Annotated in this window: 22 protein-coding genes; 13 read left to right on the top strand and 9 right to left on the bottom strand. The window is 65.6% G+C overall.

From position 1 onward, the window contains the following. Positions 1-6 precede the first annotated feature (6 nt). Complete coding sequence (locus AC56KW_RS04045) at positions 7-933, top strand: PfkB family carbohydrate kinase (RefSeq protein ID WP_497169433.1); 927 nt, start codon at positions 7-9, stop codon at positions 931-933. Positions 934-1,031: 98 nt separating this feature from the next. Here AC56KW_RS04045 and bfr read toward each other — a convergent pair whose 3' ends face one another. Next, positions 1,032-1,502 carry a bacterioferritin gene (gene bfr, locus AC56KW_RS04040; RefSeq protein WP_497169432.1) on the bottom strand — a complete coding sequence of 157 codons (471 nt, stop codon included), beginning with the start codon at positions 1,500-1,502 and terminating at the stop codon, positions 1,032-1,034. Positions 1,503-1,824: 322 nt separating this feature from the next. Beyond that, on the bottom strand, positions 1,825-2,034 hold the full coding sequence (locus AC56KW_RS04035; protein ID WP_497169431.1) for a (2Fe-2S)-binding protein: 210 nt from the start codon (positions 2,032-2,034) through the stop codon (positions 1,825-1,827). 233 nt (positions 2,035-2,267) lie between these two features. Between AC56KW_RS04035 and AC56KW_RS04030 the strand changes: the two genes are divergently transcribed. Genes AC56KW_RS04030 through AC56KW_RS04020 form a run of 3 tightly spaced genes read left to right on the top strand, consistent with a single transcriptional unit; the run spans position 2,268 to position 4,659 of the window. Continuing rightward, positions 2,268-2,522, top strand: coding sequence for a FeoA family protein (locus AC56KW_RS04030; protein ID WP_497169430.1), 255 nt, complete (start codon positions 2,268-2,270; stop codon positions 2,520-2,522). A 4-nt stretch (positions 2,523-2,526) separates the two neighbouring features. Beyond that, positions 2,527-4,407: a ferrous iron transporter B gene (feoB, locus tag AC56KW_RS04025; RefSeq protein ID WP_497169429.1), complete on the top strand. Its 1,881-nt coding sequence runs from the start codon at positions 2,527-2,529 to the stop codon at positions 4,405-4,407. Positions 4,408-4,410: 3 nt separating this feature from the next. Continuing rightward, complete coding sequence (locus tag AC56KW_RS04020; protein ID WP_497169428.1) at positions 4,411-4,659, top strand: DUF6587 family protein; 249 nt, start codon at positions 4,411-4,413, stop codon at positions 4,657-4,659. Positions 4,660-4,665: 6 nt separating this feature from the next. Here AC56KW_RS04020 and AC56KW_RS04015 read toward each other — a convergent pair whose 3' ends face one another. Beyond that, positions 4,666-5,541, bottom strand: coding sequence for a DUF72 domain-containing protein (locus AC56KW_RS04015; RefSeq protein ID WP_497169427.1), 876 nt, complete (start codon positions 5,539-5,541; stop codon positions 4,666-4,668). Between the two features lie 134 nt (positions 5,542-5,675). Here AC56KW_RS04015 and AC56KW_RS04010 point away from each other — a divergent pair, with 134 nt between their 5' ends. The 3 genes from AC56KW_RS04010 to AC56KW_RS04000 are packed head-to-tail and all read left to right on the top strand — an operon-like array spanning position 5,676 to position 7,564. Beyond that, a complete protein-coding gene (locus AC56KW_RS04010) occupies positions 5,676-6,347 on the top strand; it encodes a glutathione S-transferase (RefSeq protein WP_497169426.1) in 672 nt (223 codons plus the stop codon). 23 nt (positions 6,348-6,370) lie between these two features. Next, the gene (locus AC56KW_RS04005; RefSeq protein ID WP_497169425.1) at positions 6,371-7,147 is read left to right on the top strand and encodes a 5'-3' exonuclease; all 777 of its coding nucleotides are present in this window, start codon (positions 6,371-6,373) and stop codon (positions 7,145-7,147) included. 15 nt (positions 7,148-7,162) lie between these two features. Continuing rightward, the gene (locus AC56KW_RS04000) at positions 7,163-7,564 is read left to right on the top strand and encodes a response regulator (protein ID WP_497169424.1); all 402 of its coding nucleotides are present in this window, start codon (positions 7,163-7,165) and stop codon (positions 7,562-7,564) included. Here the strand turns inward: AC56KW_RS04000 and AC56KW_RS03995 are convergent. Then, positions 7,561-8,289, bottom strand: a complete 729-nt coding sequence (locus tag AC56KW_RS03995; RefSeq protein WP_497169423.1) for a GAF domain-containing protein — start codon at positions 8,287-8,289, stop codon at positions 7,561-7,563. The genes AC56KW_RS04000 and AC56KW_RS03995 overlap by 4 nt on opposite strands. Positions 8,290-8,463: 174 nt before the next feature. Between AC56KW_RS03995 and AC56KW_RS03990 the strand changes: the two genes are divergently transcribed. After that, a complete protein-coding gene (locus AC56KW_RS03990) occupies positions 8,464-10,242 on the top strand; it encodes a sensor domain-containing phosphodiesterase (protein ID WP_497169422.1) in 1,779 nt (592 codons plus the stop codon). Between the two features lie 5 nt (positions 10,243-10,247). Here AC56KW_RS03990 and mnmA read toward each other — a convergent pair whose 3' ends face one another. Together mnmA and AC56KW_RS03980 are read right to left on the bottom strand one after the other, a co-directional pair. Beyond that, entirely contained in the window at positions 10,248-11,360 is a 1,113-nt protein-coding gene (gene mnmA / locus AC56KW_RS03985; protein WP_497169421.1) for a tRNA 2-thiouridine(34) synthase MnmA, read from the bottom strand. An 18-nt stretch (positions 11,361-11,378) separates the two neighbouring features. Beyond that, positions 11,379-11,861 (bottom strand): NUDIX hydrolase, encoded by a 483-nt coding sequence (locus AC56KW_RS03980; RefSeq protein ID WP_497169420.1) that lies wholly within the window; start codon positions 11,859-11,861, stop codon positions 11,379-11,381. A 244-nt stretch (positions 11,862-12,105) separates the two neighbouring features. On the opposite strand from AC56KW_RS03980, the gene AC56KW_RS03975 reads away from it, so the two are divergent. The 5 genes from AC56KW_RS03975 to AC56KW_RS03955 all read left to right on the top strand — a co-directional run bounded on the left by AC56KW_RS03975 (position 12,106) and on the right by AC56KW_RS03955 (position 16,567). Continuing rightward, the gene (locus AC56KW_RS03975) at positions 12,106-13,218 is read left to right on the top strand and encodes a Re/Si-specific NAD(P)(+) transhydrogenase subunit alpha (RefSeq protein ID WP_497169419.1); all 1,113 of its coding nucleotides are present in this window, start codon (positions 12,106-12,108) and stop codon (positions 13,216-13,218) included. A 38-nt stretch (positions 13,219-13,256) separates the two neighbouring features. Then, positions 13,257-13,598 carry an NAD(P) transhydrogenase subunit alpha part 2 gene (locus tag AC56KW_RS03970; protein ID WP_497169418.1) on the top strand — a complete coding sequence of 114 codons (342 nt, stop codon included), beginning with the start codon at positions 13,257-13,259 and terminating at the stop codon, positions 13,596-13,598. After that, on the top strand, positions 13,595-15,052 hold the full coding sequence (locus AC56KW_RS03965) for an NAD(P)(+) transhydrogenase (Re/Si-specific) subunit beta (RefSeq protein WP_497169417.1): 1,458 nt from the start codon (positions 13,595-13,597) through the stop codon (positions 15,050-15,052). Before AC56KW_RS03970 ends, AC56KW_RS03965 begins: the two co-directional genes overlap by 4 nt. A gap of 134 nt (positions 15,053-15,186) precedes the next feature. After that, positions 15,187-15,783, top strand: a complete 597-nt coding sequence (locus AC56KW_RS03960) for a TetR/AcrR family transcriptional regulator (protein ID WP_497169503.1) — start codon at positions 15,187-15,189, stop codon at positions 15,781-15,783. 94 nt (positions 15,784-15,877) lie between these two features. Then, entirely contained in the window at positions 15,878-16,567 is a 690-nt protein-coding gene (locus tag AC56KW_RS03955) for a type 1 glutamine amidotransferase domain-containing protein (protein ID WP_497169416.1), read from the top strand. A gap of 87 nt (positions 16,568-16,654) precedes the next feature. Here the strand turns inward: AC56KW_RS03955 and AC56KW_RS03950 are convergent, their stop codons facing one another. Genes AC56KW_RS03950 through murU form a run of 3 tightly spaced genes read right to left on the bottom strand, consistent with a single transcriptional unit; the run spans position 16,655 to position 19,853 of the window. Further along, positions 16,655-17,809 carry an FAD-dependent monooxygenase gene (locus AC56KW_RS03950; protein WP_497169415.1) on the bottom strand — a complete coding sequence of 385 codons (1,155 nt, stop codon included), beginning with the start codon at positions 17,807-17,809 and terminating at the stop codon, positions 16,655-16,657. After that, positions 17,806-19,134, bottom strand: coding sequence for a Xaa-Pro aminopeptidase (gene pepP / locus AC56KW_RS03945; RefSeq protein ID WP_497169414.1), 1,329 nt, complete (start codon positions 19,132-19,134; stop codon positions 17,806-17,808). The genes AC56KW_RS03950 and pepP overlap by 4 nt, the downstream gene beginning before the upstream one ends. After that, positions 19,131-19,853 carry an N-acetylmuramate alpha-1-phosphate uridylyltransferase MurU gene (gene murU / locus AC56KW_RS03940; protein ID WP_497169413.1) on the bottom strand — a complete coding sequence of 241 codons (723 nt, stop codon included), beginning with the start codon at positions 19,851-19,853 and terminating at the stop codon, positions 19,131-19,133. The genes pepP and murU overlap by 4 nt, the downstream gene beginning before the upstream one ends.

Here is a 19,853-nt window from a genome sequence, read left to right as displayed (position 1 = left end):
CAGGGCATGGCCAGCGCCGTGGTCTTCGGCGAAGCGCTGGTCGACGATTTCAACGCCGAGCAGGTCGTCGGCGGGGCGCCGTTCAATGTGGCGCGCCACCTGGCCGCCTTCATGGCGCCCGTGCTGGCGATCACCCGCATCGGCGCCGACAAGAGCGGCCAGCTGGTGCGCGCCGAGTTCGAGCGCTTTGCCATGAGCGAGGCCGGGCTGCAGGTCGACCCGCTGGAAGAAACCGGCCGCGTGCTGGTCGAGCGCGGCGCGCGCGGCCACCGCTTCACGATCCTGCCCGACCAGGCCTATGACTACATCGACCGCGCCGCGGCGCTGGCCAGCGTCGACGGCATTGCGCCGGGCGTCGTCTATTTCGGCATGCTGGCCCAGCGCAACGAGGTGTCGCGCCGCGCGCTCGCGGCCGTGCTGGACGCCAGCACCGGCATGGCTGCGCGTTTCCTCGACCTGAACCTGCGCGACGGCCAGTACGACGAACGCGGCGTCACCCGCTCGCTGCAGGCGGCGAACATCGTCAAGGTCAACGAAGAAGAATTGCAGGTGCTGTTCGGCTGGTACTTCCAGATCAAGCCCGAAGACCCCGCGCTGTCGGCCGACGAGGTGCATGCCTCGTGCCAGGCTTTATTGAAGATGTTCTCGCTCGACGCGCTGCTGGTCACCCTGGGCCATCGCGGTTCGGTGTATTTCGGGAGCGACGGCCAGGTGCTGACCCAGCGCGACCATCCGGCGCCACCATTCGTGATCGATACGGTGGGGGCGGGCGACGCCTTCGCGGCGATCTTCCTGCTCGGGCGCATGCGCGGCTGGCCGCTGGAAACGAGCCTGGCGCGCGCGAACGAATTCGCCGGCGCGATCTGCGCGATTCCCGGCGCGGTGCCGAGGGACATGGGGTTCTACGACAAGTGGATGACGCGCTGGCGCTGACAACTTTCAGTCGCGTTGATCGGGCCGTTCCCGCGACGCGGGAACCTGAGCAGGCGTGATCGGCCGACGGCGCAGGACGCACCGCCAGCCATATCGGATCACGTAGCGATCTGGCTCTGCAGATAATTCTGGATGCCGACCTTGACGATCAGGTCGAGCTGGGTTTCCAGCCACTCGATATGTTCTTCGGTGTCTTCCAGGATCATCAGGAACAGGTCGCGCGACACGTAGTCGGCAGCCGCTTCGCAAGCGGCGATGCCTTCCTTGACGGTCACTTGCGCGGCGCGTTCGAGCTTCAGGTCGCATTCCAGCATCTCCTGGGTCGATTCGCCGATCAGCAGTTTGTGCAGCGCCTGCAGGTTCGGCAGACCGTCCAGCATGAGGATGCGGTCGATCAGTTTGTCGGCGTGTTTCATTTCACCGATCGATTCGTCGTATTCCTTCTTGCCCAGCTTTTCCAGGCCCCAATGGCGGTACATGCGCGCATGCAGGAAATACTGATTGACTGCGGTAAGTTCATTGGTCAGCTGTGCGTTCAGCAGACGGAGAACGTTTTGATCGCCTTTCATGGGGTGCCCCTGGTGATATTTGAATGGCCTCAATGATAGCAAACAAGCCGCCATGACATGCCCTCAAAAGAGGTAAAAATGGCCAAAAAATCGCATTAAATCGAAGAAAAAGCCGCGAATTGCGCCGTAATAGCAACCGTTCTCACTCCAGTATGAAAACGCTTCTCGCTACCGCCAAAATGAAATGAAATCGCCATTCATTTCATGAAGACGTACATGTCAGTCCGGTTTCCTTAATTGGAAAATAATGCGGGAGCAGGGAGTCCAGATACGACAAAGCCCCGTCATGGACGGGGCTCTCGTGGATGGCAGAACCGGGAATTCAGGCGGTCTGCGGAATGCGGCGCACTTCGGTGATGGTGGTCTTGCTGTCGATATGCTCGTGCAGGACTTCGCGCGCATAACTGACGCATTTGCCGCACATGGTGCCAACGCCCAGTTCCTTGCGCAGTTCTGCCATGGAAGAGATACCCAGGTCGGCCGCCTGGCGGATTTCACGGTCGGAGATGTTGTTGCAGACACAGACGATCATCGAAACTACCCTTGCTGTTTAGGCTACAAAATACGAATCATTCTCATTTGCGTTGATATTTTCTGTAAACTCGGCGGCAAACGCAAGCAGATTTTGCATATCGTGTGCACTTTTTTTGTGCTTTTCGTCCAGGCAATGACAAGCTGCAAATAGTAATAGTTCGCATTTAGGTTTATGATGTCGGCATCATCCTGTCGCTGTCTCATAAGCGCAACAATCATTTGGACGCTGCCATGACCCTAGCCCCCACCCTGTCCACACTCGACTCGCTGAAAGCGGGCCAGAGTGCCACCGTAGTCCAGCTGGCGCCGCATGCGCAGGGCGGCATCGACGTGCAGCGCCGCCTGATGGAGCTGGGCTTCGTGCCGGGCGAGCGCATCCGTGTCCTCAAGCGGGTGCTGGGCGGGCCGCTGGCGGTCAAGGTCGGCGAGTCGACTTTCGCGCTGCGCCGCTTCGAAGCGGCCCTGGTCTCGATCAAGGCGGATTGATCGCATGGGAGTCATGGAACAACAGGTGGCTGCGCGCACGCCACTGGTCGCACTGCTCGGCAACCCGAACTGCGGCAAGACCGCGCTCTTCAATCGTCTCACCGGCTCGCGCCAGAAGGTCGCGAACTATGCCGGCGTCACGATCGAGCGCAAGGAAGGCAGTTTCAAATCACCGGCCGGCCGGCATTTCCGCGTGCTCGACCTGCCGGGCGCCTACAGCCTGAACGCCCAGACGCCGGATGAAGGCATCACCCGTGACGTGGTGGCCGGCCTGCGCGCCGGCGAGGCCGCGCCGGACGCCGTGCTGTGCGTGGTCAATGCCACCAACCTGCGCCTGAACCTGCGCCTGGTGCTGGAGCTCAAGCGCCTGGGCCTGCCGATGGTGCTGATCCTGAACATGGTCGACGTCGCCAAGAAGCGCGGCATCGAGATCGACACTGCGAAACTGTCGCACGAACTGGGCATGCCGGTGGTGGAAACCGTCGCCATCCAGTCGGGCGGCGAACAGGCGTTGCTCGCCGAACTGGATCGCATGCGTTTTGACGCGCCGGTCAAGGCCAATCCGCTGTCGGCGATCGACGCGGTGCCGGTCGAGGAGACCCAGCGCGAAGTACGCCGCATCCTGGCCGCCGCCGTTTCCACCGCGAAGGACACCGGCAACCTGACCGAGAAGATCGACAACGTCGTGATGCACCCGGTCGCCGGCCCGATCATTCTGGCCGCGCTGATGTTCCTGATCTTCCAGGCCGTGTTCAGCTGGGCTGGCACGCCGATGGACCTGATCGAGGCCGGCGTCGGCGCGCTGGGCGAGTTTGTCGGCGACCTGCTGGGCGAAGGCATCCTGCACAGCCTGATCGTGGACGGCATCATCGCCGGCGTCGGCAGCGTGCTGGTGTTCCTGCCGCAGATCCTGATCCTGTTCTTCTTCATCCTGCTGCTCGAGGACGTGGGCTACCTGCCGCGCGCGGCCTTCCTGCTCGATCGCATCATGGGCAGCGTCGGCCTGTCGGGCCGCGCATTCCTGCCGCTCCTGTCCTCGTTTGCCTGCGCGATTCCCGGTGTGATGGCCGCGCGCACGATCCAGAATCCGCGCGACCGCCTGGTGACGATCATGATCGCACCACTGATGACGTGCTCGGCGCGCCTGCCCGTGTATGCGCTCCTGATCGCGGCCTTCATTCCCGACCAGAAGGTGGCCGGCATCCTGAACCTGCAGGGCCTGGTGCTGTTCATCCTGTACATGGCCGGCATCCTGTCGGCGATGGCGGTGGCCTGGTTCATGAAGCGCCGCAGCACCTACAAGCAGCACGCGCTGATGCTCGAACTGCCGGCCTACCACTGGCCGCAACTGAACGCGCTGGCCTCGGGCCTGTGGGAGCGCACCAAGATCTTCCTGATGCGGGTCGGTACCCTGATCCTGACCATGATGATCCTGCTCTGGCTGCTGTCGAGCTTCCCGGGCGCCCCTGAAGGCGCGGCCAATCCGCCGATCTACTACAGCGTGGCCGGCATGATCGGTCGCGCGCTGGAAGTGATCCTGGCGCCGATCGGCTTCAACTGGCAGATCGCGATCGCGCTGGTGCCGGGCATGGCCGCGCGCGAAGTGGCGGTCGGCGCATTGGGCACTGTGTACGCGCTGTCGGGCGGCGACGAAGTCGGCGACACCCTGGCGCCGCTGATCGCGCAATCGTGGTCGCTGGCCACCGGCCTGGCGCTGCTGGCCTGGTATGTGTATGCACCGCACTGCCTGCCGACGCTGGCCACCGTGGCCCGCGAAACCGGCAGCCGCAAGTACGCCTGGATCATGGCCGGCTATATGTTCGGCCTGGCCTATGTGGCAGCCTTCATCGTCTACCGCGTCACCCTCGCCATTACCGGAGCTTGAGTCATGCAGGAACTGGCCGTCGTCATCATCGTCTCGCTCGCCGCGCTGTACCTGGGCGCGAAGTACATGCCGGCCGGCCTGCGCACGCGCCTGGTCACGCACCTGACCCGCGGCGGCAAGCGTTCGGCCATCGCCCGCTGGCTCGACAAGTCCGGCGGCGGTTGCGGCGGCGGCGGCTGCGGCAGCGGCTGCGCACCCAAGCAACCGGACCCGCCGGGCAAGCACCGCGTGATCAAGCTGCACCAGCGCTGACGATATTCAGTCCTTCAGCGCCGCGATCAGGCGCTGCGCGTCGAATGGCGCGTGCACCTTGATGTCGTTGTCGAAGTAGCAGTAGACATCGCGCTTGCCGCGCTTGGGCGGGGCCTTGCCCGAGACCAGGCAGGCATCCTGCGGCTGTCCTCCATCGCGCCAGGCGCGGATCCTGTTCGCCCAGCGCGCGATGGCCTCGTCGTCGTAGCCGCTCGCATACAGTTCCTTGTCGCCATGCAGGCGGACGTACATGAAGTCCGCCGTCACGTCCTCGATCTGCGGCCAGCGGCCGGCGGTATCGGCCACCACCAGCGCCACCTTGTACTTGCGCAGCAGGGCGATGAAGGCCGGGTCGCGAAAGCTCTCGTGGCGGATCTCGACCGCGTGCCTCAGCCGTCGCTTGTCCGGTCCGGGATCGAGGGCGACCCGACCTTCCATGCGTTCCTGGTAACCCTTTGCGCGTTCGGCCGCCGCGTGGGTGTCATGCGGCAGCAGGGACAGGAAAGCCTCGAACCGTTCCGGGTCGAAGGAAAAGTTGGGAGGGAACTGCCACAGCATGGGGCCGAGCTTTTCACGCAGCTCGAACATGCCCGAGGCCAGCACATTGGCCAGCGGTTTCTCGACCTCGCGCAGGCGCAGCATATGGGTCAGGAAGCGGTTGCCCTTGACGCTGAACACGAAGCCGGGCGGCGTCGCCGCATACCAGGCGGCATAGCTGGCCGGCCGCTGCAAGGCGTAGAACGAGCCGTTGATCTCGATGCTGGGCAGCTGGCTGGCGGCGTATTCGAGCTCGCGGTGCTGGGCGAGGCCAGGCGGATAGAACTTGCCGCGCCACGGCACGTAGCGCCAGCCCGAGATGCCGATGTAGGTCGATCCGCTCATGCCTGCCACGATACACGGGCCCTGGGTGCGCGGTCGTGCGCTGGCGCACCCAGCTTGCCCCCGGCCTCCTCCGGCCTTTTGGCAAAGGCCCAACGGTGCTAAGCTAGCGGCCATTATCAGCATCGAGAAGCGCCATGATCGTCGTCCACCACCTGAACAACTCGCGCTCGCAGCGCATCCTGTGGCTGCTCGAAGAGCTGGGCCTGGAATACGAGATCAAGCGCTACCAGCGCGACCCGAAGACCATGCTGGCCCCGCCCGAGCTGAAGGCCGTGCACCCGCTGGGCAAGTCGCCGGTGATTACCGACGGCGACCTGGTCGTGGCCGAATCGGGCGCCATCGTCGAGTACCTGGTCGAGCGCCATGGCGACGGCCGCCTGCAGCCCGCGGCGGGCACCCCGGCGCGCCTGCGCTATACCCACTTCCTGCACTATGCCGAGGGCTCGGCGATGCCGCCGCTGCTGCTCAAGCTGGTGTTCGACAAGGTCGAGAGCAGCCCGATGCCGTTCTTCGTCAAGCCGATCGCGCGCGGCATCGCCCAGAAGGTCAAGCGCAGCTTCGTGCTGCCGCAGATCGCGCTGCACCTGGGCTACCTGGAAGCGGAACTGGACAAGCATCCCTGGTTTACCGGCGAAGAGTTTACCGCGGCCGATATCCAGCTCAGCTTCCCGCTGGAGGCGGCCGCCGCGCGCGGCGGGCTCGATGCCAAATACCCGAACCTGTCCGGCTTCCTGAAGCGCATCCATGGCCGGCCCGCCTACCAGCGCGCGCTCGAGCGTGGCGGCAAGTACGAGATCGGCAAGTGAGCGGCAAGGCGTAAGGAACCAGCATGGCCAAGCTGCTTGCCATCGACGGACTGAACATCGTGCGGCGCGTGTACGAGGCCAGTCCCGAACCGGATTCGGACCTGAAGGCCAGCATCGCGCTGCGTCACGCCTTCTCGTCGTTTCGCAACGTGCTCGAGACGCATGCGCCGACCCACGTGCTGGCCGCTTTCGATTACGGCGGACCGAACTGGCGCCACGCGCTATATCCGCGCTACCGCGAGGGAAGGGCGGCGATGCCGCACGAGCTGCGCGCGGCGCTGCCCGAATTCCATGACCGCCTGCGCGCGGTCGGCCTGCATGTGGTATCGGTGCCCGAGGTCGAGGCCGACGACGTGATCGCCACCGGCGTGATGCGCTGGCTGTCCGAAGGCAAAGGCGAGGCCATCGTCGCCACCACCGACAAGGACCTGCATCCCCTGATCGCGCACGGCGCGCTGGTATGGGACCACTTCAAGAACGAATGGCATGACGACGCCTGGGTGCGCCAGCGTTTCGGCGTCGCTCCCGAGCTGCTGCACGACCTGCTGGCGCTGATGGGCGACCCGACCGACGGCGTGCCGGGCGTGTCCAAGGTCGGCATGAAGACGGCCGCGCGCCTGCTCAACGCCTATGGCAGCCTGGACGCGGTGATCGCGGGCGCCGGCATCCTCAAGACGCCGCTCGGCGAAAGACTGCGCGCCGAGCGCGAGATACTCGAGATCTCGCGCTGCCTGGTCTCGCTCAAGCTCGACGTGCGCCTGGGCGTGACCTGGAATATGCTGGCCTACGACGCGCATTAGAGAGGAGACGACGCGATGCTCAAGGCGGTAATCGTGGATGGAAACGCGGTCTCGCGTGCGATGCTGGGCACCGTGCTGGCCGATGGCAGCTACGAGGTGGTGGGCGCCACCCACACCAGCGCGCTCGGCTACGGCCTGGCGATGAAGCACCGCCCGCACGTGATCTGTATCGCGCGCGAGCAGGTCGAGGATGGCAATGACGTGGTCGAGCAGTTGCGCACCAACCTGCCCAAGACGCTGATCTTCCTGGTTTCGGCCACGCTCGACGCGCAGGCGGTGCAGTCGGCGGCGGCGCGCGGCGTGCACGGCTTCATCGTCAAGCCGTTCAAGGCCGACACCGTGCTCAAGACGATCCGCAATACCGTACTGGCTTTCGTCAAGAAGCAGCAGGCGGCGGCCAAGCCGGCCGCATCCTAGTTCCGGCGCCTGAACTCGTCGGATGCGATCGCCGCCAGTTCGCGCAGCGCGCGCAGCTCGCGCTCGCGCAGGCGGCGCGGTTCGCGGTCCAGTACGCACAGCGAACCGAGTGCGAAGCCCTGCGCATCCAGCACCGGATAGCCGGCGTAGAAGCGGATGTGCGGTTCGCCCGTCACCAGCGGATTGACGGCGAAACGCGGATCGGCGCGCGCGTCTTCCACCACGAATGCGGCGTCTTGCATGATCGTGTGGCTGCAGAAAGCCACATCGCGTGGGGTTTCGCTCTGCCGCATGCCGATGCGCGACTTGAACCACTGGCGTTGTCCAGATAGCAGCGTAAGCAGCGCCATCGGGCATTCGGTCACGTGGCTGGCCAGCCAGGTCAGGCGGTCGAACGCTGCTTCGTGCGGCGACTCCATCAGCTTCGAGGCGGCCAGTGCCTGCAGTCGCCGGGCCTCGCCGGCCGGCACCGGGTAGGTCGGAGCCAGGCTGGGCACGAATTCGCCGGTCGGTGCGGGGCAGTCGGCGGCGGCGTCCGCCGCGTGCTGGCGCAGCAACTGGCGCACCGCGCTCAGATGCACCCGGCGATGGCCGCCCGGGGTCTTCCAGGTCGGCAGCGCGCCGCCTTCCATCCAGACCTGCGCGGTGCTTACTGCCACGCCCAGCAGACGCGCCGCTTCGCGCGTGGTCAGGATCGGGTCGTCGTTCTCAGGTCTGGTCATCATGGCGTGCTGTATTGCTGCAATACATCGATTTTACACCAGGCAACAAAAAATGACGGAAATGACGAGCTAATGGCAATAATTGTTGACTGAGGGAATTTTTTTCTCGACAATGAAAGCTAGCTCGTCAATTTCGTCATTTTGTGCGCCCACGCCGCACCACCAGCCGGACCGCCCATGAATACACTAACCGAACCCGCGCCGTTTGCCGCGGCGCCGTATGAAACGGCGCGCCTCGAGGCATTGCGGCGCCTGGAACTGCTCGATACCCCGCCCAGCGAGGCCTTCGACCGCATCACGCGCATGGCGGCCCACTTGTTCGACCTGCCGATCGCCGCCGTGTCGCTGACCGACAGCGACCGCCAGTGGTTCAAGTCGAAGGTCGGGGTCGCGCACGACACCATCCCGCGCGTGGGGGCGCCGTGCGCAAGCGTGGCCGACAGTGGCGACGCGCTGGTCGTGACGGACCTGCTGGAGGACGATCATTTCCGCGACAGCTTGCTGGCCGACAGCGGTATCCGCTTCTACGCCGGCGCGCCCCTTACCACCAGCGATGGCTATTGCCTGGGCGCGATGTGCGTGCTCGGCCTCGAGCCGCGCCAGGTGACGGCGGCCGAGAGCCAGGCGCTGAAAGACCTGGCGGCGATGGTGATGGCGCAGATCGAGCTGCAGCACGCGCTGGGCAGGATCGATCCGGTCAGTGGCCTTCCCAACCGCAACCAGTTCCTCAGCGACTTCATCGACCTCGAGCTGGCCGAAACGGCCGGCGACATGCGGCTCGCGGCCCTGGTCAGCCTGGCGAGCCCGCAGGAATTGAGCGACGCCCAGCGCGTGATGGGCGCCGGCTATCTCGACGACATGGTGCGCGGCGCGCTGCCGCAGCTGCGCCTGGGCGGCGCCGGCAAGATCTACCACGTGGCCAGCACCCAGTTCGCTTTCTTCGCACCGCCAGGTGTCACGCTCGAGACCTTCTGCGGCCAACTGCAGTCCTGGCTCGACACGCACGCCAGCTATGGCCAGGCGCGCTTCATCACCACGACCACGGTCGGCATCGCGCCGTTCACGATTGGCCAGGGCGATGGCCTCGACCTGCTGCGCAATATGCACAGCGCTGCCCACGACGCCCTGGCCGCCGAGCGCTGCGTGCGCGTGTTCTCGTCCGAGCACGACGCGTTGCTGCAGCGCCGCTTCTGGCTGGTGAACGCCTTCGCCGCCGCGCTCGAGAGCCCCGACCAGCTGCACCTGGTGTACCAGCCCAAGGTCGGATTGAAGGACGGCGCCTGCGTCAGCGTGGAGGCGCTGCTGCGCTGGAACCATCCCGAAATGGGCGTGATCTCGCCCGGCGAATTCATTCCCGTGATCGAGGCCACCTCGCTCGCGCGCGCCACCACCGATTGGGTGCTGGCCTCCGCCATGCGCCAGATGACCGCATGGCGCGAAGAGGGCGTCACGCTGCAGGTGGCGGTGAATGTGTCGGCGGTGAACCTGGAAGAGCAGGATTTCTGCGACCGCGTGCTCAAGCTCCTGCTGCGTCATCGCTTGCCGCCGGCAAGCCTGGCCCTCGAGCTGACCGAGAGCGCGCTGATGCGCAACCCCAAGGTGGCGCAGGCCACGCTGGAGCGCCTGGCGCGCGCCGGGGTGCAACTGGCGATCGACGATTTCGGCACCGGTTACAGCAGCCTGTCCTACCTGCAAAGCCTGCCGGCCAACGTGGTCAAGATCGACCAGAGCTTCATGCGCAACCTGATCCAGGACGAGCGCCGGCGCGCGCTGGTGGGCACGATGATCAAGCTGTCCCACGACCTGGGTCACAAGGTAGTGGCCGAAGGCGTGGAGACGGCGGACGTGGAGGAGTTCTTGCGCGCGGCGGGCTGTGACGAGGTGCAGGGCTACCTGCATGCGCGTCCCATGACGCCGAGCGCGCTGGCCGAATGGCTGGCCGGGCGCGCTCGCTGAGGGTGCTACACGATGCCCGAGCGGGCATCGATGATGCCGCCGCCCAGGCAAACGTCGCCATCGTACAGCACGGCCGACTGGCCCGGCGTCACCGCCCACTGCGGGTCGGTGAAGTCGAGGGTAAAGCGGTTGGCGCCCTCGGCCAGCACGCGGCAGGCCACGTCGGCCTGGCGGTAGCGGGTCTTGGCCGACAGTTCGCGCGGATCCGGCGCCTCGCCCGCGATCCAGCTGGCCTGGCCGGCCTCCAGGCGGTTCGACAACAGCCATGGATGGTCGTGGCCCTGCACGATGTACAGGGTGTTGGCCTCGATGTCCTTGCGCGCCACGAACCACGGCTCGCTGGTGCCGTCGGCGTTCTTGCGCGATTTGAGCCCGCCGATGCCGATGCCCTTGCGCTGGCCCAGCGTGTAGAACGACAGGCCGACGTGCTCGCCGACCCTGGTGCCGTCGTCGAGCAGGATCGGGCCCGGTTTGTAGGACAGGTAGCGGTTCAGGAAGTCGCGGAACGGGCGCTCGCCGATGAAGCAGATGCCGGTCGAATCCTTCTTGGCGGCGTTCGGCAGCTTGAGCTTCTCGGCAATCTTGCGCACCTCGGTTTTCGGGATTTCGCCCAAGGGGAACAGCGACTTCGAGAGCTGCGCCTGGTTCAGGCGGTGCAAGAAGTAGCTTTGGTCCTTGGTGGCGTCGAACGCCTTGAGCAGCTCGAACTTGCCGGTGCCGAGGTTTTCGCGCACGCGCGCATAGTGACCGGTGGCGATCAGGTCGGCGCCCAGCTTCATCGCATGGTCGAGGAAGGCCTTGAACTTGATCTCGGCGTTGCACAGCACGTCCGGGTTGGGTGTGCGGCCGGCCTGGTATTCGCGCAGGAATTCGGCGAACACGCGGTCCTTGTACTCCGAAGCGAAGTTGACCGCCTCGATGTCGACCCCGACCACGTCGGCCACGCTGGCCGCGTCGATCCAGTCCTGGCGCGTCGAGCAGTATTCGGAGTCGTCGTCGTCTTCCCAGTTCTTCATGAACAGGCCGACCACGTCGTAGCCTTGTTCTTTCAGCATCCACGCCGCGACCGAGGAGTCGACTCCGCCCGACATCCCGATCACGACTTTTTTCTTGCTCATGTTACGTCCGTATTGAATTCAGATCCCACCCTCGAACACCGAGGGATGGGTGTGCAGCAGGGACAGCGGCGTGCTCTGGCCGGCCAGGTAGTCGTCGACGCACTTGAGTACGATCGGGCTGCGGTGGCGGTCGGCGGTGGCGGCGATCTCGTCGCGCGTCATCCACAGGGTACGCAGGATGCCTTCGTCGAGCGGCTGGTCGAACTTGCGGCCGACGTCGCCGGCGAAGGTGAAACGCAGGTAGGTAACGTCGGCATTGCGCGACTTCGAGTGGTAGCGCGACATATACATCCCCACCAGCGTGCGCGGTATGAACTCGTGGGCGGTTTCCTCGAGCGCTTCGCGCACGACCGCTTGTTCCAGCGATTCGTGCGGGTCGAGATGGCCGGCGGGCTGGTTCAGCTTGACGCCCTCGCTCGTCTCTTCTTCGATCAGCAGGAAACGGCCCTCGTGCTCGATGATCGCAGCCACGGTAACCGATGGTTTGAAGATGTCGCTCATGCCTGTCCTTGAAAATGAGCCGGTATTCTACCTCGGGCCGGGCCTGCTTTGCTCAGCCTGGTCCCGCCTGTGGTGGTTGCCTGTCGTTAATTGGGCTTGATCTGTCGCAAAAATGCTGACAAATCCCCTGCCGGGATTGTGTTTGCTCAGCACAACACCCGCTTCGCCAAAAGAAATTTATATTTGGGAAATTGTTGTAAAGACGTGATAGATTGGACCCCGGCATCCACGTACGGAGGAATCCATGAGGATAGGCATACCGGCCGAGACAAGGCCGGGCGAGACCCGTGTTGCAGCAACTCCCGAAACCGTCAAGAAGTTGTCCGCCAAGCACCAGATCCTGGTGCAGGCCGGCGCCGGACTGCATGCGGCGGCGCCGGATGCCGCCTATGAGGCGGCAGGCGCCAGCATCGTCGACGGCGCCACCGCTTTCGGCGCCGACATGGTGCTCAAGGTGCGTAGTCCAGACGCCGCCGAACTTGGGCTGATGCGGCGCGATACGGTGCTGGTCGGGATGCTCGATCCTTTCGATGCCGACAATCTCGGTGCGCTGGCCGGCGCCGGCCTCAGCGCCTTCGCGCTCGAAGCGGCGCCGCGCATCACGCGCGCGCAGTCGCTCGACGTACTGTCGTCGCAGGCCAATATCGCCGGCTACAAGGCTGTCCTGCTGGCCGCGAATACCTATGGGCGCTTCATGCCGATGCTGATGACCGCGGCCGGCACGGTCAAGGCGGCGCGGGTGTTGATCATGGGCGTCGGCGTGGCCGGGCTGCAGGCGATCGCCACCGCCAAGCGCCTGGGGGCCGTGATCGAGGCGTCGGACGTGCGCCCGCCCGTCAAGGAGCAGGTGGAGTCGCTCGGCGCCAAGTTCATCGACGTCCCGTATCTGACCGACGAGGAACGCGAGATCGCCCAGGGCAGCGGCGGCTATGCGCGGCCGATGCCGGCCGACTGGATGCGGCGCCAGGCCGAACTGGTGCACGAGCGCGCGAAGCTGGCCGACATCGTCGTCACCACCGCCCTGATCCCGGGCCGCAAGGCGCCGGTGCTGATCGGCGAAGAGACGGTGCGCGCCATGAAGCCGGGCTCCGTGATCGTCGACATGGCCATCGCGCAAGGCGGCAACTGCCCACTGACGGAACTGGGCAAGACCGTGATCAAGCATGGGGTGCACATCATCGGCGAAGCGAACCTGGCGGCGCTGGTGCCGGCCGATGCGTCGGCCCTGTATGCGCGCAATGTGCTGGACTTCCTCAAGCTCGTGATCGACAAGGACGACCGCTTCTTCATCGATCGCGAGGACGAGATCGTGACCGCGACGCTGGTATGCGCGGGCGGGGAAGTATTGCGTAAGTAGATTCTTCAAGCAGGTCACGACAAGACAGGAGACTAGGCATGGACATCAGCCACACCATCATCAACCTGATCATCTTCGTGCTGGCGATCTACGTCGGCTACCACGTGGTCTGGACCGTCACCCCCGCGCTGCACACGCCCCTGATGGCGGTCACGAACGCCATCTCGGCGATCGTGATCGTCGGCGCGATGCTGGCCGCCGGCCTGACCGAGGGCTTGACCGGACGGGTGGCCGGGACGGTCGCGGTGGCGCTGGCTGCGGTGAACGTGTTCGGCGGCTTCCTAGTCACCCAGCGCATGCTGGAGATGTTCAAGAAGAAGGAGCCGAAGGCCGCGCAGCGCGCCGACGTCAAGGCGCACACAGCGGAGGAGCGGGCATGAACGCCATCAGCATGAACCTCGTCACGCTGTTCTACCTGGTCGCCTCGGTGTGCTTCATCCAGGCGCTCAAGGGCTTGTCGTCGCCTTCGACCGCGCGCATCGGCAACGCCTTCGGCATGGCCGGGATGGCGATCGCGGTGGTGACCACGGTGGCCCTGATGCTCAAGCTGCAGGACAGCCTGGGGCAGGGCGGCGGCGCGGGCTTTGGCCTCGTGCTGCTGGGCGTGGTGGTCGGCGGCGCGATCGGGGCCTACGCCGCGAAGAAGGTCGAGATGACCAAGATGCCCGAGCTGGTGGCGGCCATGCACTCGCTGATCGGCCTGGCGGCGGTATGCATCGCGGTCGCCGCGGTGTCGGAGCCATGGGCCTTCAACATCGCCACGCGCGAGACCCCGCTGCCGTTCGGCAACCGGCTCGAACTGTTCATCGGCACCTTCGTGGGCGCGCTGACCTTCTCGGGCTCGGTGATCGCCTTCGGCAAGCTGTCGGGCAAGTACAAATTCCGCCTGTTCCAGGGCGCGCCGGTGCGCTTCGGCGGGCAGCACATCCTGAACCTGGTGCTGGCGATCGCGATCGTCGTGCTGGGCCTGATGTTCTGCTTCGCCGATGGCGTGGCCCCGAGCTGGACGCCCTTCGTCGCGATGGCGGCGCTGGCCTTCTTGCTGGGCGTATTGATCATCATCCCGATCGGCGGGGCCGACATGCCGGTGGTGGTGTCGATGCTGAACTCCTACTCGGGCTGGGCGGCGGCCGGCATCGGCTTCTCGCTGAACAACTCGATGCTGATCATCGCCGGCTCGCTGGTCGGCTCGAGCGGCGCGATCCTGTCGTACATCATGTGCAAGGCGATGAACCGCTCGTTCTTCAACGTGATCCTGGGCGGCTTCGGCGGCGAGGCGGCGGTCGACGACGGCGGCGCCAAGGAGCAGCGCCCGGTCAAGTCGGGCTCTGCCGAAGACGCCGCCTTCATCCTGCAGAATGCGGAGTCGGTGATCATCGTCCCCGGCTACGGCCTGGCGGTCGCGCGCGCCCAGCATACGGTAAAAGAGCTGGTCGACAAGCTGACCGAACACGGCGTGACGGTGCGCTACGCGATCCACCCCGTGGCAGGCCGCATGCCCGGCCACATGAACGTGCTGCTGGCCGAGGCCGAAGTCCCTTACGACCAGGTCGCCGAAATGGAAGACATCAACGGCGAATTCGGCCAGACCGACGTGGTCCTGATCCTGGGCGCCAACGACGTCGTGAACCCCGCGGCAAAAGACCCCAAGTCCCCGATCGCCGGCATGCCGATCCTGGAAGCCTACCGCGCCAAGAGCATCATCGTGAACAAGCGCTCGATGGCCTCCGGCTACGCCGGCCTGGACAACGACCTGTTCTACCAGCCGAACACGATGATGGTCTTCGGCGACGCCAAGAAAGTCATCGAATCCATGGTCAAGGCCGTCGATTAACCCCAGCCAATAGCCCAGTAATTAGGGTCAGTGTAGATTTAATGGCCAATTGATTGAAAGATCAGGCCATTCGCATAGCACAAATAATTCTAGACGACCGGTCTAATTAGGTATAGAGTAGGTTGATGGCAAAACTGACGACATCCGACCCCTCCGACGTCCGCGACAATATCCTCGCGGTAGGACAGCGCATCATGGCCGGCAAGGGTTTTTCGGCAGTGGGCTTGAACGAGATACTGACGAGCGCGGGGGTGCCCAAAGGTTCGTTCTATCATTACTTCGGCTCCAAGGATGCCTTCGGGGAAGCGCTGCTGACGAAGTATTTCGAGGATTACCTGGCCGACATGGACCTGACCCTGCAATTGCCAGACATGACCATGGCGCAGCGGGTCGTGCGCTATTTCGAGCAGTGGCGTGACAACCAGTCATTCTCCGATTGCCAAGGAAAATGCCTTGCAGTCAAGCTGGGCGCCGAAGTGGCTGACCTGTCCGAGCCGATGCGCCTGACCCTGAAGCAGGGCACGGCCAACATCGTGGCGCGCCTGGCCGGTGCGATCGAACGCGGCGCCGCCGAAGGCTCGCTGACGGTCGATGGCGAGGCGGTGCGTGCGGCCCAGAGTCTGTACCAGCTCTGGCTCGGCGCCAGCGTCATGGTCAAGATCGTGCGCGACGTCACGCCTTTCGATGCCGCGATGGAAACAACGCAATACGTATTGCAACTGCCCCGGTAAGCGGGGCGTATCCGGCGCTTCTTGCGAAACGCCATTTTTTGAAGCAATCTCTAGACGACTGGTCTACTTTCAACCGGAAGAAGGAAATACCACCATGAATATCCTGATCGTTCTCACCTCCCATGACACCCTCGGCGACACCGGCCGCAAGACCGGTTTCTGGCTCGAGGAACTGGCCGCTCCCTACTATGCGTTCAAGGAAGCGGGCGCCAGGGTGGTGCTGGCTTCACCTGCCGGCGGCCAGCCGCCGCTCGACCCCAAGAGCAATGAACCGTCGTTCCAGACCGCGCTCACCCGCCGCTTCGAAGCCGATGCGTCCGCGACCGCCGAACTCGCCGCTACGGTGCGCCTCGACAGCGTGTCGCAGGACGATTTCGATGCCGTGTTCTATCCGGGCGGTCACGGTCCGCTGTGGGACCTGGCGGAAGACGCCGACTCGATCGCGCTGATCGAAGCGTTCATCGCCGCCGGCAAGCCGGCGGCCCTGGTATGCCATGCCCCGGGCGTGCTGCGCCATGTAAGGAGTCCCGACGGCGCGCCGCTGGTCAAGGGCAAGCGGGTCACCGGCTTTACCAATACCGAGGAAGCCGCCGTCGGCCTGAGCGATGTCGTGCCCTTCCTGGTGGAGGACGAGCTCAAGGCGAAAGGCGGCATCTTCAGCAAGCTGGACGACTGGGCTTCGTACGTGGTGGTCGATGGCCTCCTGATCACCGGACAAAACCCCGGTTCGTCGGCCGCTACCGCCAGCACGTTGCTGGAACGCCTGGCCCGCCACGCCGGCTGAAGGGCCGTCGCGTCCAGGCAGGCTGAAATAAAGTGAGCACTGATGAGTGGTGGGTTCAGGAGAGGTTTGCCTGTTCTTTTTGACAGGCTAGCGGCGTCCGAACATCATCAGGTCGGCCAGCAGCATGCGCGCCGGTCGCGCCAGGTCGAGGGCGGCAAGGCCCAGGCCCAGCAGGGGTTGCAGCGGGCCGTCGCCGGTGAAGGCGCGGGCCATCGTGTCGGTCAGGCCGATCGTCACGCGGCGGTCTTGGGTACGTTCTTCGAGGAAGCGGCCGATCGCGGCGGAATCGGCGCCGCGCGCCAGCTGGCGGGCCAGGACGGCGGCGTCGCGCAGGCCCAGGTTCAGGCCCTGGCCGGCGACCGGATGCAGGGTTTGCGCGGCGTTGCCGATCGCGACCGTACGGGCGGTGGCGCGCGCTTCGGCGTTCAGGCCGAGCGGGAAGGCGACGCGAGGGGATACTTTCGTGAATGTGCCCAGGCGGGCGCCGAAGGTGTCGGTCAGCTGCTTCAGGAAGCTCGCATCGTCCAGGTCGAGGACGGCAGCGGCGCGCGCGGGACGTACGCACCAGACCAGCGCGTACTGGTGGCCGTCGGGGCCGTCTTCCGGCAGCAGGGCCAGCGGGCCCTCGTCGGTGAAGCGCTCGAAGGCGCGGTGCGGGATCGGCAAGTCGCTCGTCACGCGCGCGATCACGGCGGTTTGTTCGTAGTCGCGGCTGCGGGCGCGGTGGTCCTGCAGGCCGAAGACGCCGCCTTCGGCCTGCACCGCCACGTGCGCGCGCACCGTGCGGCCGTCGTCCAGCGTCAAGAGCGCGCCATCCGCCGCCTCTTGCAGTGCTTGCACGCGCGCGGGACGCAGCACGGCGACGCCGGCCGCCTCGCAGCGGCGCGCAAGGGCGTCGACCACGGCGCCATAGCGCGTCACGTAGCCCAGCGCCGGCAGGTCGTGCTCCGCGCGGTCCATCAGGCTGCGTCCCAGCTGGCCGCGGCGCGAGACATGGATCTGGTGGATCGCGGTGGCAGGCAGTGGCCAGGCGCCGACGTCGTCCAGCAACTGCACGCTGCCCCAGGACAGCGCGATCGAGCGCGGGTCCGAGATCGCCTGGCCCAGCGATTTGCCGTCGATCAGGACGATGCGCGGACCGGGCACCCCGCGCCGCGCCAGGAAGGCGGCCAGGGCCAGGCCCACCGGGCCTGCGCCGCAGATCGCCACGTCGAAGTCGAGGTCCTGTACTTGTTCGGTCATCGCGTTCCCCCCATCAATGCTTCGATATCCGCGACGTCCTTCGGCGCGTCGCCGGTCAGGATGCGGCAGCCGGTGTCGGTCACGACCACGTCGTCCTCGATCCGGATGCCGATGTCCCAGAAGCGTTCCGGCACGTCTTCTGCGGGACGCACATAGATGCCCGGTTCGACCGTCAACGCCATCCCCGGCAGCAGGGGCCGCGAGGGTTTGTCGGGCACGGCGACGTCGCGGTAGGCGCCGACGTCGTGCACGTCCATGCCCAGCCAGTGGCCGGTGCCGTGCATGTAGAACTGCGCATAGGCGCGCGACGCGACCGCCTCGTCGAGCGTGCCCACTTTATCCGCATCGAGCAGCCCGAGATCGAGCATGCCCTCGGTGAGCACGCGCACCGCCGCATCGTGGATCGCGCCGTACGGCCGGCCCGGATTGACAGCCGCGATGGCCGCGGCCTGCGCGCGCAGCACCAGCTCGTACAAGGTGCGCTGCGCATCGCTGAAACGGCCATTGGCCGGCCAGGTGCGCGTGATGTCGGCCGCATAGCCGTCGAATTCACAGCCGGCGTCGATCAGCACCAGATCACCGTCAGCGATCCGCCGATTGTTGGCGCTGTAGTGCAGCACGCAGGCATTCGCGCCGGAAGCGACGATCGAAGGATAGGCAGGGAACTGCGCGCCGTTGCGGCGGAACTCGTGCAGCAGCTCGGCCTCGAGTTCATATTCGAACATGCCGGGCCGGGTAGCGCGCATCGCGCGCGCATGCGCCTGGCCCGAGATCACGCCGGCGCGCGCCATCAGCGCGATCTCGTGCGCGTCCTTCAGCAGGCGCATCTCGTCCAGGATGCCCAGCAGGTGATGCGTCGCCTGCGGCGCGGTGACGCCGCTGCGACCGCGCGCGCGCACGGCCTTGAGCCAGAGCGCGACCCGGGTGTCGAGCGGTGAACCGAGCGCGTAGTACAGTGAGGGCGCGTCCGCCAGGATGTCGGCCATGCGCGCATCGAGTTCGTCGATCGGATATGCCTCGTCGACACCGAACTCGCGCCGCGCCGCCTCGGGGCCGAAACGGAACCCCTCCCAGATCTCGCGCTCGACATGCTTCTCGCGGCAGAACAGGATGGAGCGCGCCGCACGCTCGCCCTGCGCCGCCGCCAGCACCAGGAAGCTTTCGGGTTCGGCGAACCCGCTCAGGTAATAGAAATGGCTGTCGTGGCGATAGGGATAGTCGCTGTCGCCGTTGCGCAAGACCTCGGGCGCCGTGCCCAATACCGCCACCGCGCCCGGCTGCATCCGCGCCAGCACATCCGCACGCCGGGCGGCATACGGCATCATGACGCCGTCTTGGCCGTCCGCAGCGGCGCGTTCAGTTCTTCCAGCTGGCCCACGGTGCCGACATTGACCCACTGGCCCTGGTAGATCTCGCCGCCGACGCGGCCCTGCTCGATGAACTTGCGCATCAGGGGCCCGAACTTGAGGAACTCGCCGGCCTTGATCCCGTCGAACATCTCGGCGCGGTACACACCGATGCCAGCGAAGTTCCACTTGGCGGGCCCGTCGTTCTTGAGCGTGTACATGTCGAGCGCGAAGTCGCCCTCCGGGTTATGCCATGGATTCGGCGTCAGCCACAGCCAGGCGATGTCGCGCTTGTCGACCGGGTAGGGCACGCCCACCGCATCGATATCCTTCAGGGCGTCCAGCGCCAGTGAGAAATCGAAGTAGGGCGCATAGATATCGCCCGACACCGCCAGGAAGGGTTCGTCGCCCAGCAGGTGCAGCGCATTGGCGATGCCGCCCGCCGTCTCGAGCGGCGTCGGCTCGTGCGAGTACGCGATGCGCGCGCCATAGCGGCTACCGTCGCCCAGCTCGTCCTCGATCATGTGGCCGAGGTGGGAGTGATTGATCACGATGTCCGTGATCCCGGCGCGCACCAGGTTCAGCACGTGCCAGGTGATCAGGGGCCGCCCGCGCACTTTCAATAAAGGCTTGGGGCAGCTGTCGGTCAGGGGCCGCATGCGCTCGCCGCGGCCGGCGGCGAAAATCATCGCTTTCAT

The sequence above is a fragment of the Telluria sp. RT2P19 genome (genome assembly GCF_059685725.1).
This window is presented reverse-complemented; position numbering and strand designations above follow the sequence as displayed.

Bases quoted from the DNA above. Each gene is read 5' to 3' on its own strand.
- AC56KW_RS04020 (WP_497169428.1), top strand. From the start codon at position 4,411: ATGCAGGAACTGGCCGTCGTCATCATCGTCTCGCTCGCCGCGCTGTAC.
- AC56KW_RS03995 (WP_497169423.1), bottom strand. From the start codon at position 8,289: ATGATGACCAGACCTGAGAACGACGACCCGATCCTGACCACGCGCGAA.
- AC56KW_RS03990 (WP_497169422.1), top strand. From the start codon at position 8,464: ATGAATACACTAACCGAACCCGCGCCGTTTGCCGCGGCGCCGTATGAA.
- AC56KW_RS03970 (WP_497169418.1), top strand. From the start codon at position 13,257: ATGGACATCAGCCACACCATCATCAACCTGATCATCTTCGTGCTGGCG.
- AC56KW_RS04000 (WP_497169424.1), top strand. From the start codon at position 7,163: ATGCTCAAGGCGGTAATCGTGGATGGAAACGCGGTCTCGCGTGCGATG.
- AC56KW_RS04010 (WP_497169426.1), top strand. From the start codon at position 5,676: ATGATCGTCGTCCACCACCTGAACAACTCGCGCTCGCAGCGCATCCTG.
- feoB (WP_497169429.1), top strand. From the start codon at position 2,527: ATGGGAGTCATGGAACAACAGGTGGCTGCGCGCACGCCACTGGTCGCA.
- AC56KW_RS03955 (WP_497169416.1), top strand. From the start codon at position 15,878: ATGAATATCCTGATCGTTCTCACCTCCCATGACACCCTCGGCGACACC.
- AC56KW_RS03975 (WP_497169419.1), top strand. From the start codon at position 12,106: ATGAGGATAGGCATACCGGCCGAGACAAGGCCGGGCGAGACCCGTGTT.
- AC56KW_RS03980 (WP_497169420.1), bottom strand. From the start codon at position 11,861: ATGAGCGACATCTTCAAACCATCGGTTACCGTGGCTGCGATCATCGAG.
- AC56KW_RS04035 (WP_497169431.1), bottom strand. From the start codon at position 2,034: ATGATCGTCTGTGTCTGCAACAACATCTCCGACCGTGAAATCCGCCAG.
- AC56KW_RS04015 (WP_497169427.1), bottom strand. From the start codon at position 5,541: ATGAGCGGATCGACCTACATCGGCATCTCGGGCTGGCGCTACGTGCCG.
- AC56KW_RS04045 (WP_497169433.1), top strand. From the start codon at position 7: ATGGCCAGCGCCGTGGTCTTCGGCGAAGCGCTGGTCGACGATTTCAAC.
- AC56KW_RS04005 (WP_497169425.1), top strand. From the start codon at position 6,371: ATGGCCAAGCTGCTTGCCATCGACGGACTGAACATCGTGCGGCGCGTG.
- bfr (WP_497169432.1), bottom strand. From the start codon at position 1,502: ATGAAAGGCGATCAAAACGTTCTCCGTCTGCTGAACGCACAGCTGACC.
- AC56KW_RS03950 (WP_497169415.1), bottom strand. From the start codon at position 17,809: ATGACCGAACAAGTACAGGACCTCGACTTCGACGTGGCGATCTGCGGC.
- pepP (WP_497169414.1), bottom strand. From the start codon at position 19,134: ATGATGCCGTATGCCGCCCGGCGTGCGGATGTGCTGGCGCGGATGCAG.
- AC56KW_RS03965 (WP_497169417.1), top strand. From the start codon at position 13,595: ATGAACGCCATCAGCATGAACCTCGTCACGCTGTTCTACCTGGTCGCC.
- mnmA (WP_497169421.1), bottom strand. From the start codon at position 11,360: ATGAGCAAGAAAAAAGTCGTGATCGGGATGTCGGGCGGAGTCGACTCC.
- AC56KW_RS04030 (WP_497169430.1), top strand. From the start codon at position 2,268: ATGACCCTAGCCCCCACCCTGTCCACACTCGACTCGCTGAAAGCGGGC.
- murU (WP_497169413.1), bottom strand. From the start codon at position 19,853: ATGAAAGCGATGATTTTCGCCGCCGGCCGCGGCGAGCGCATGCGGCCC.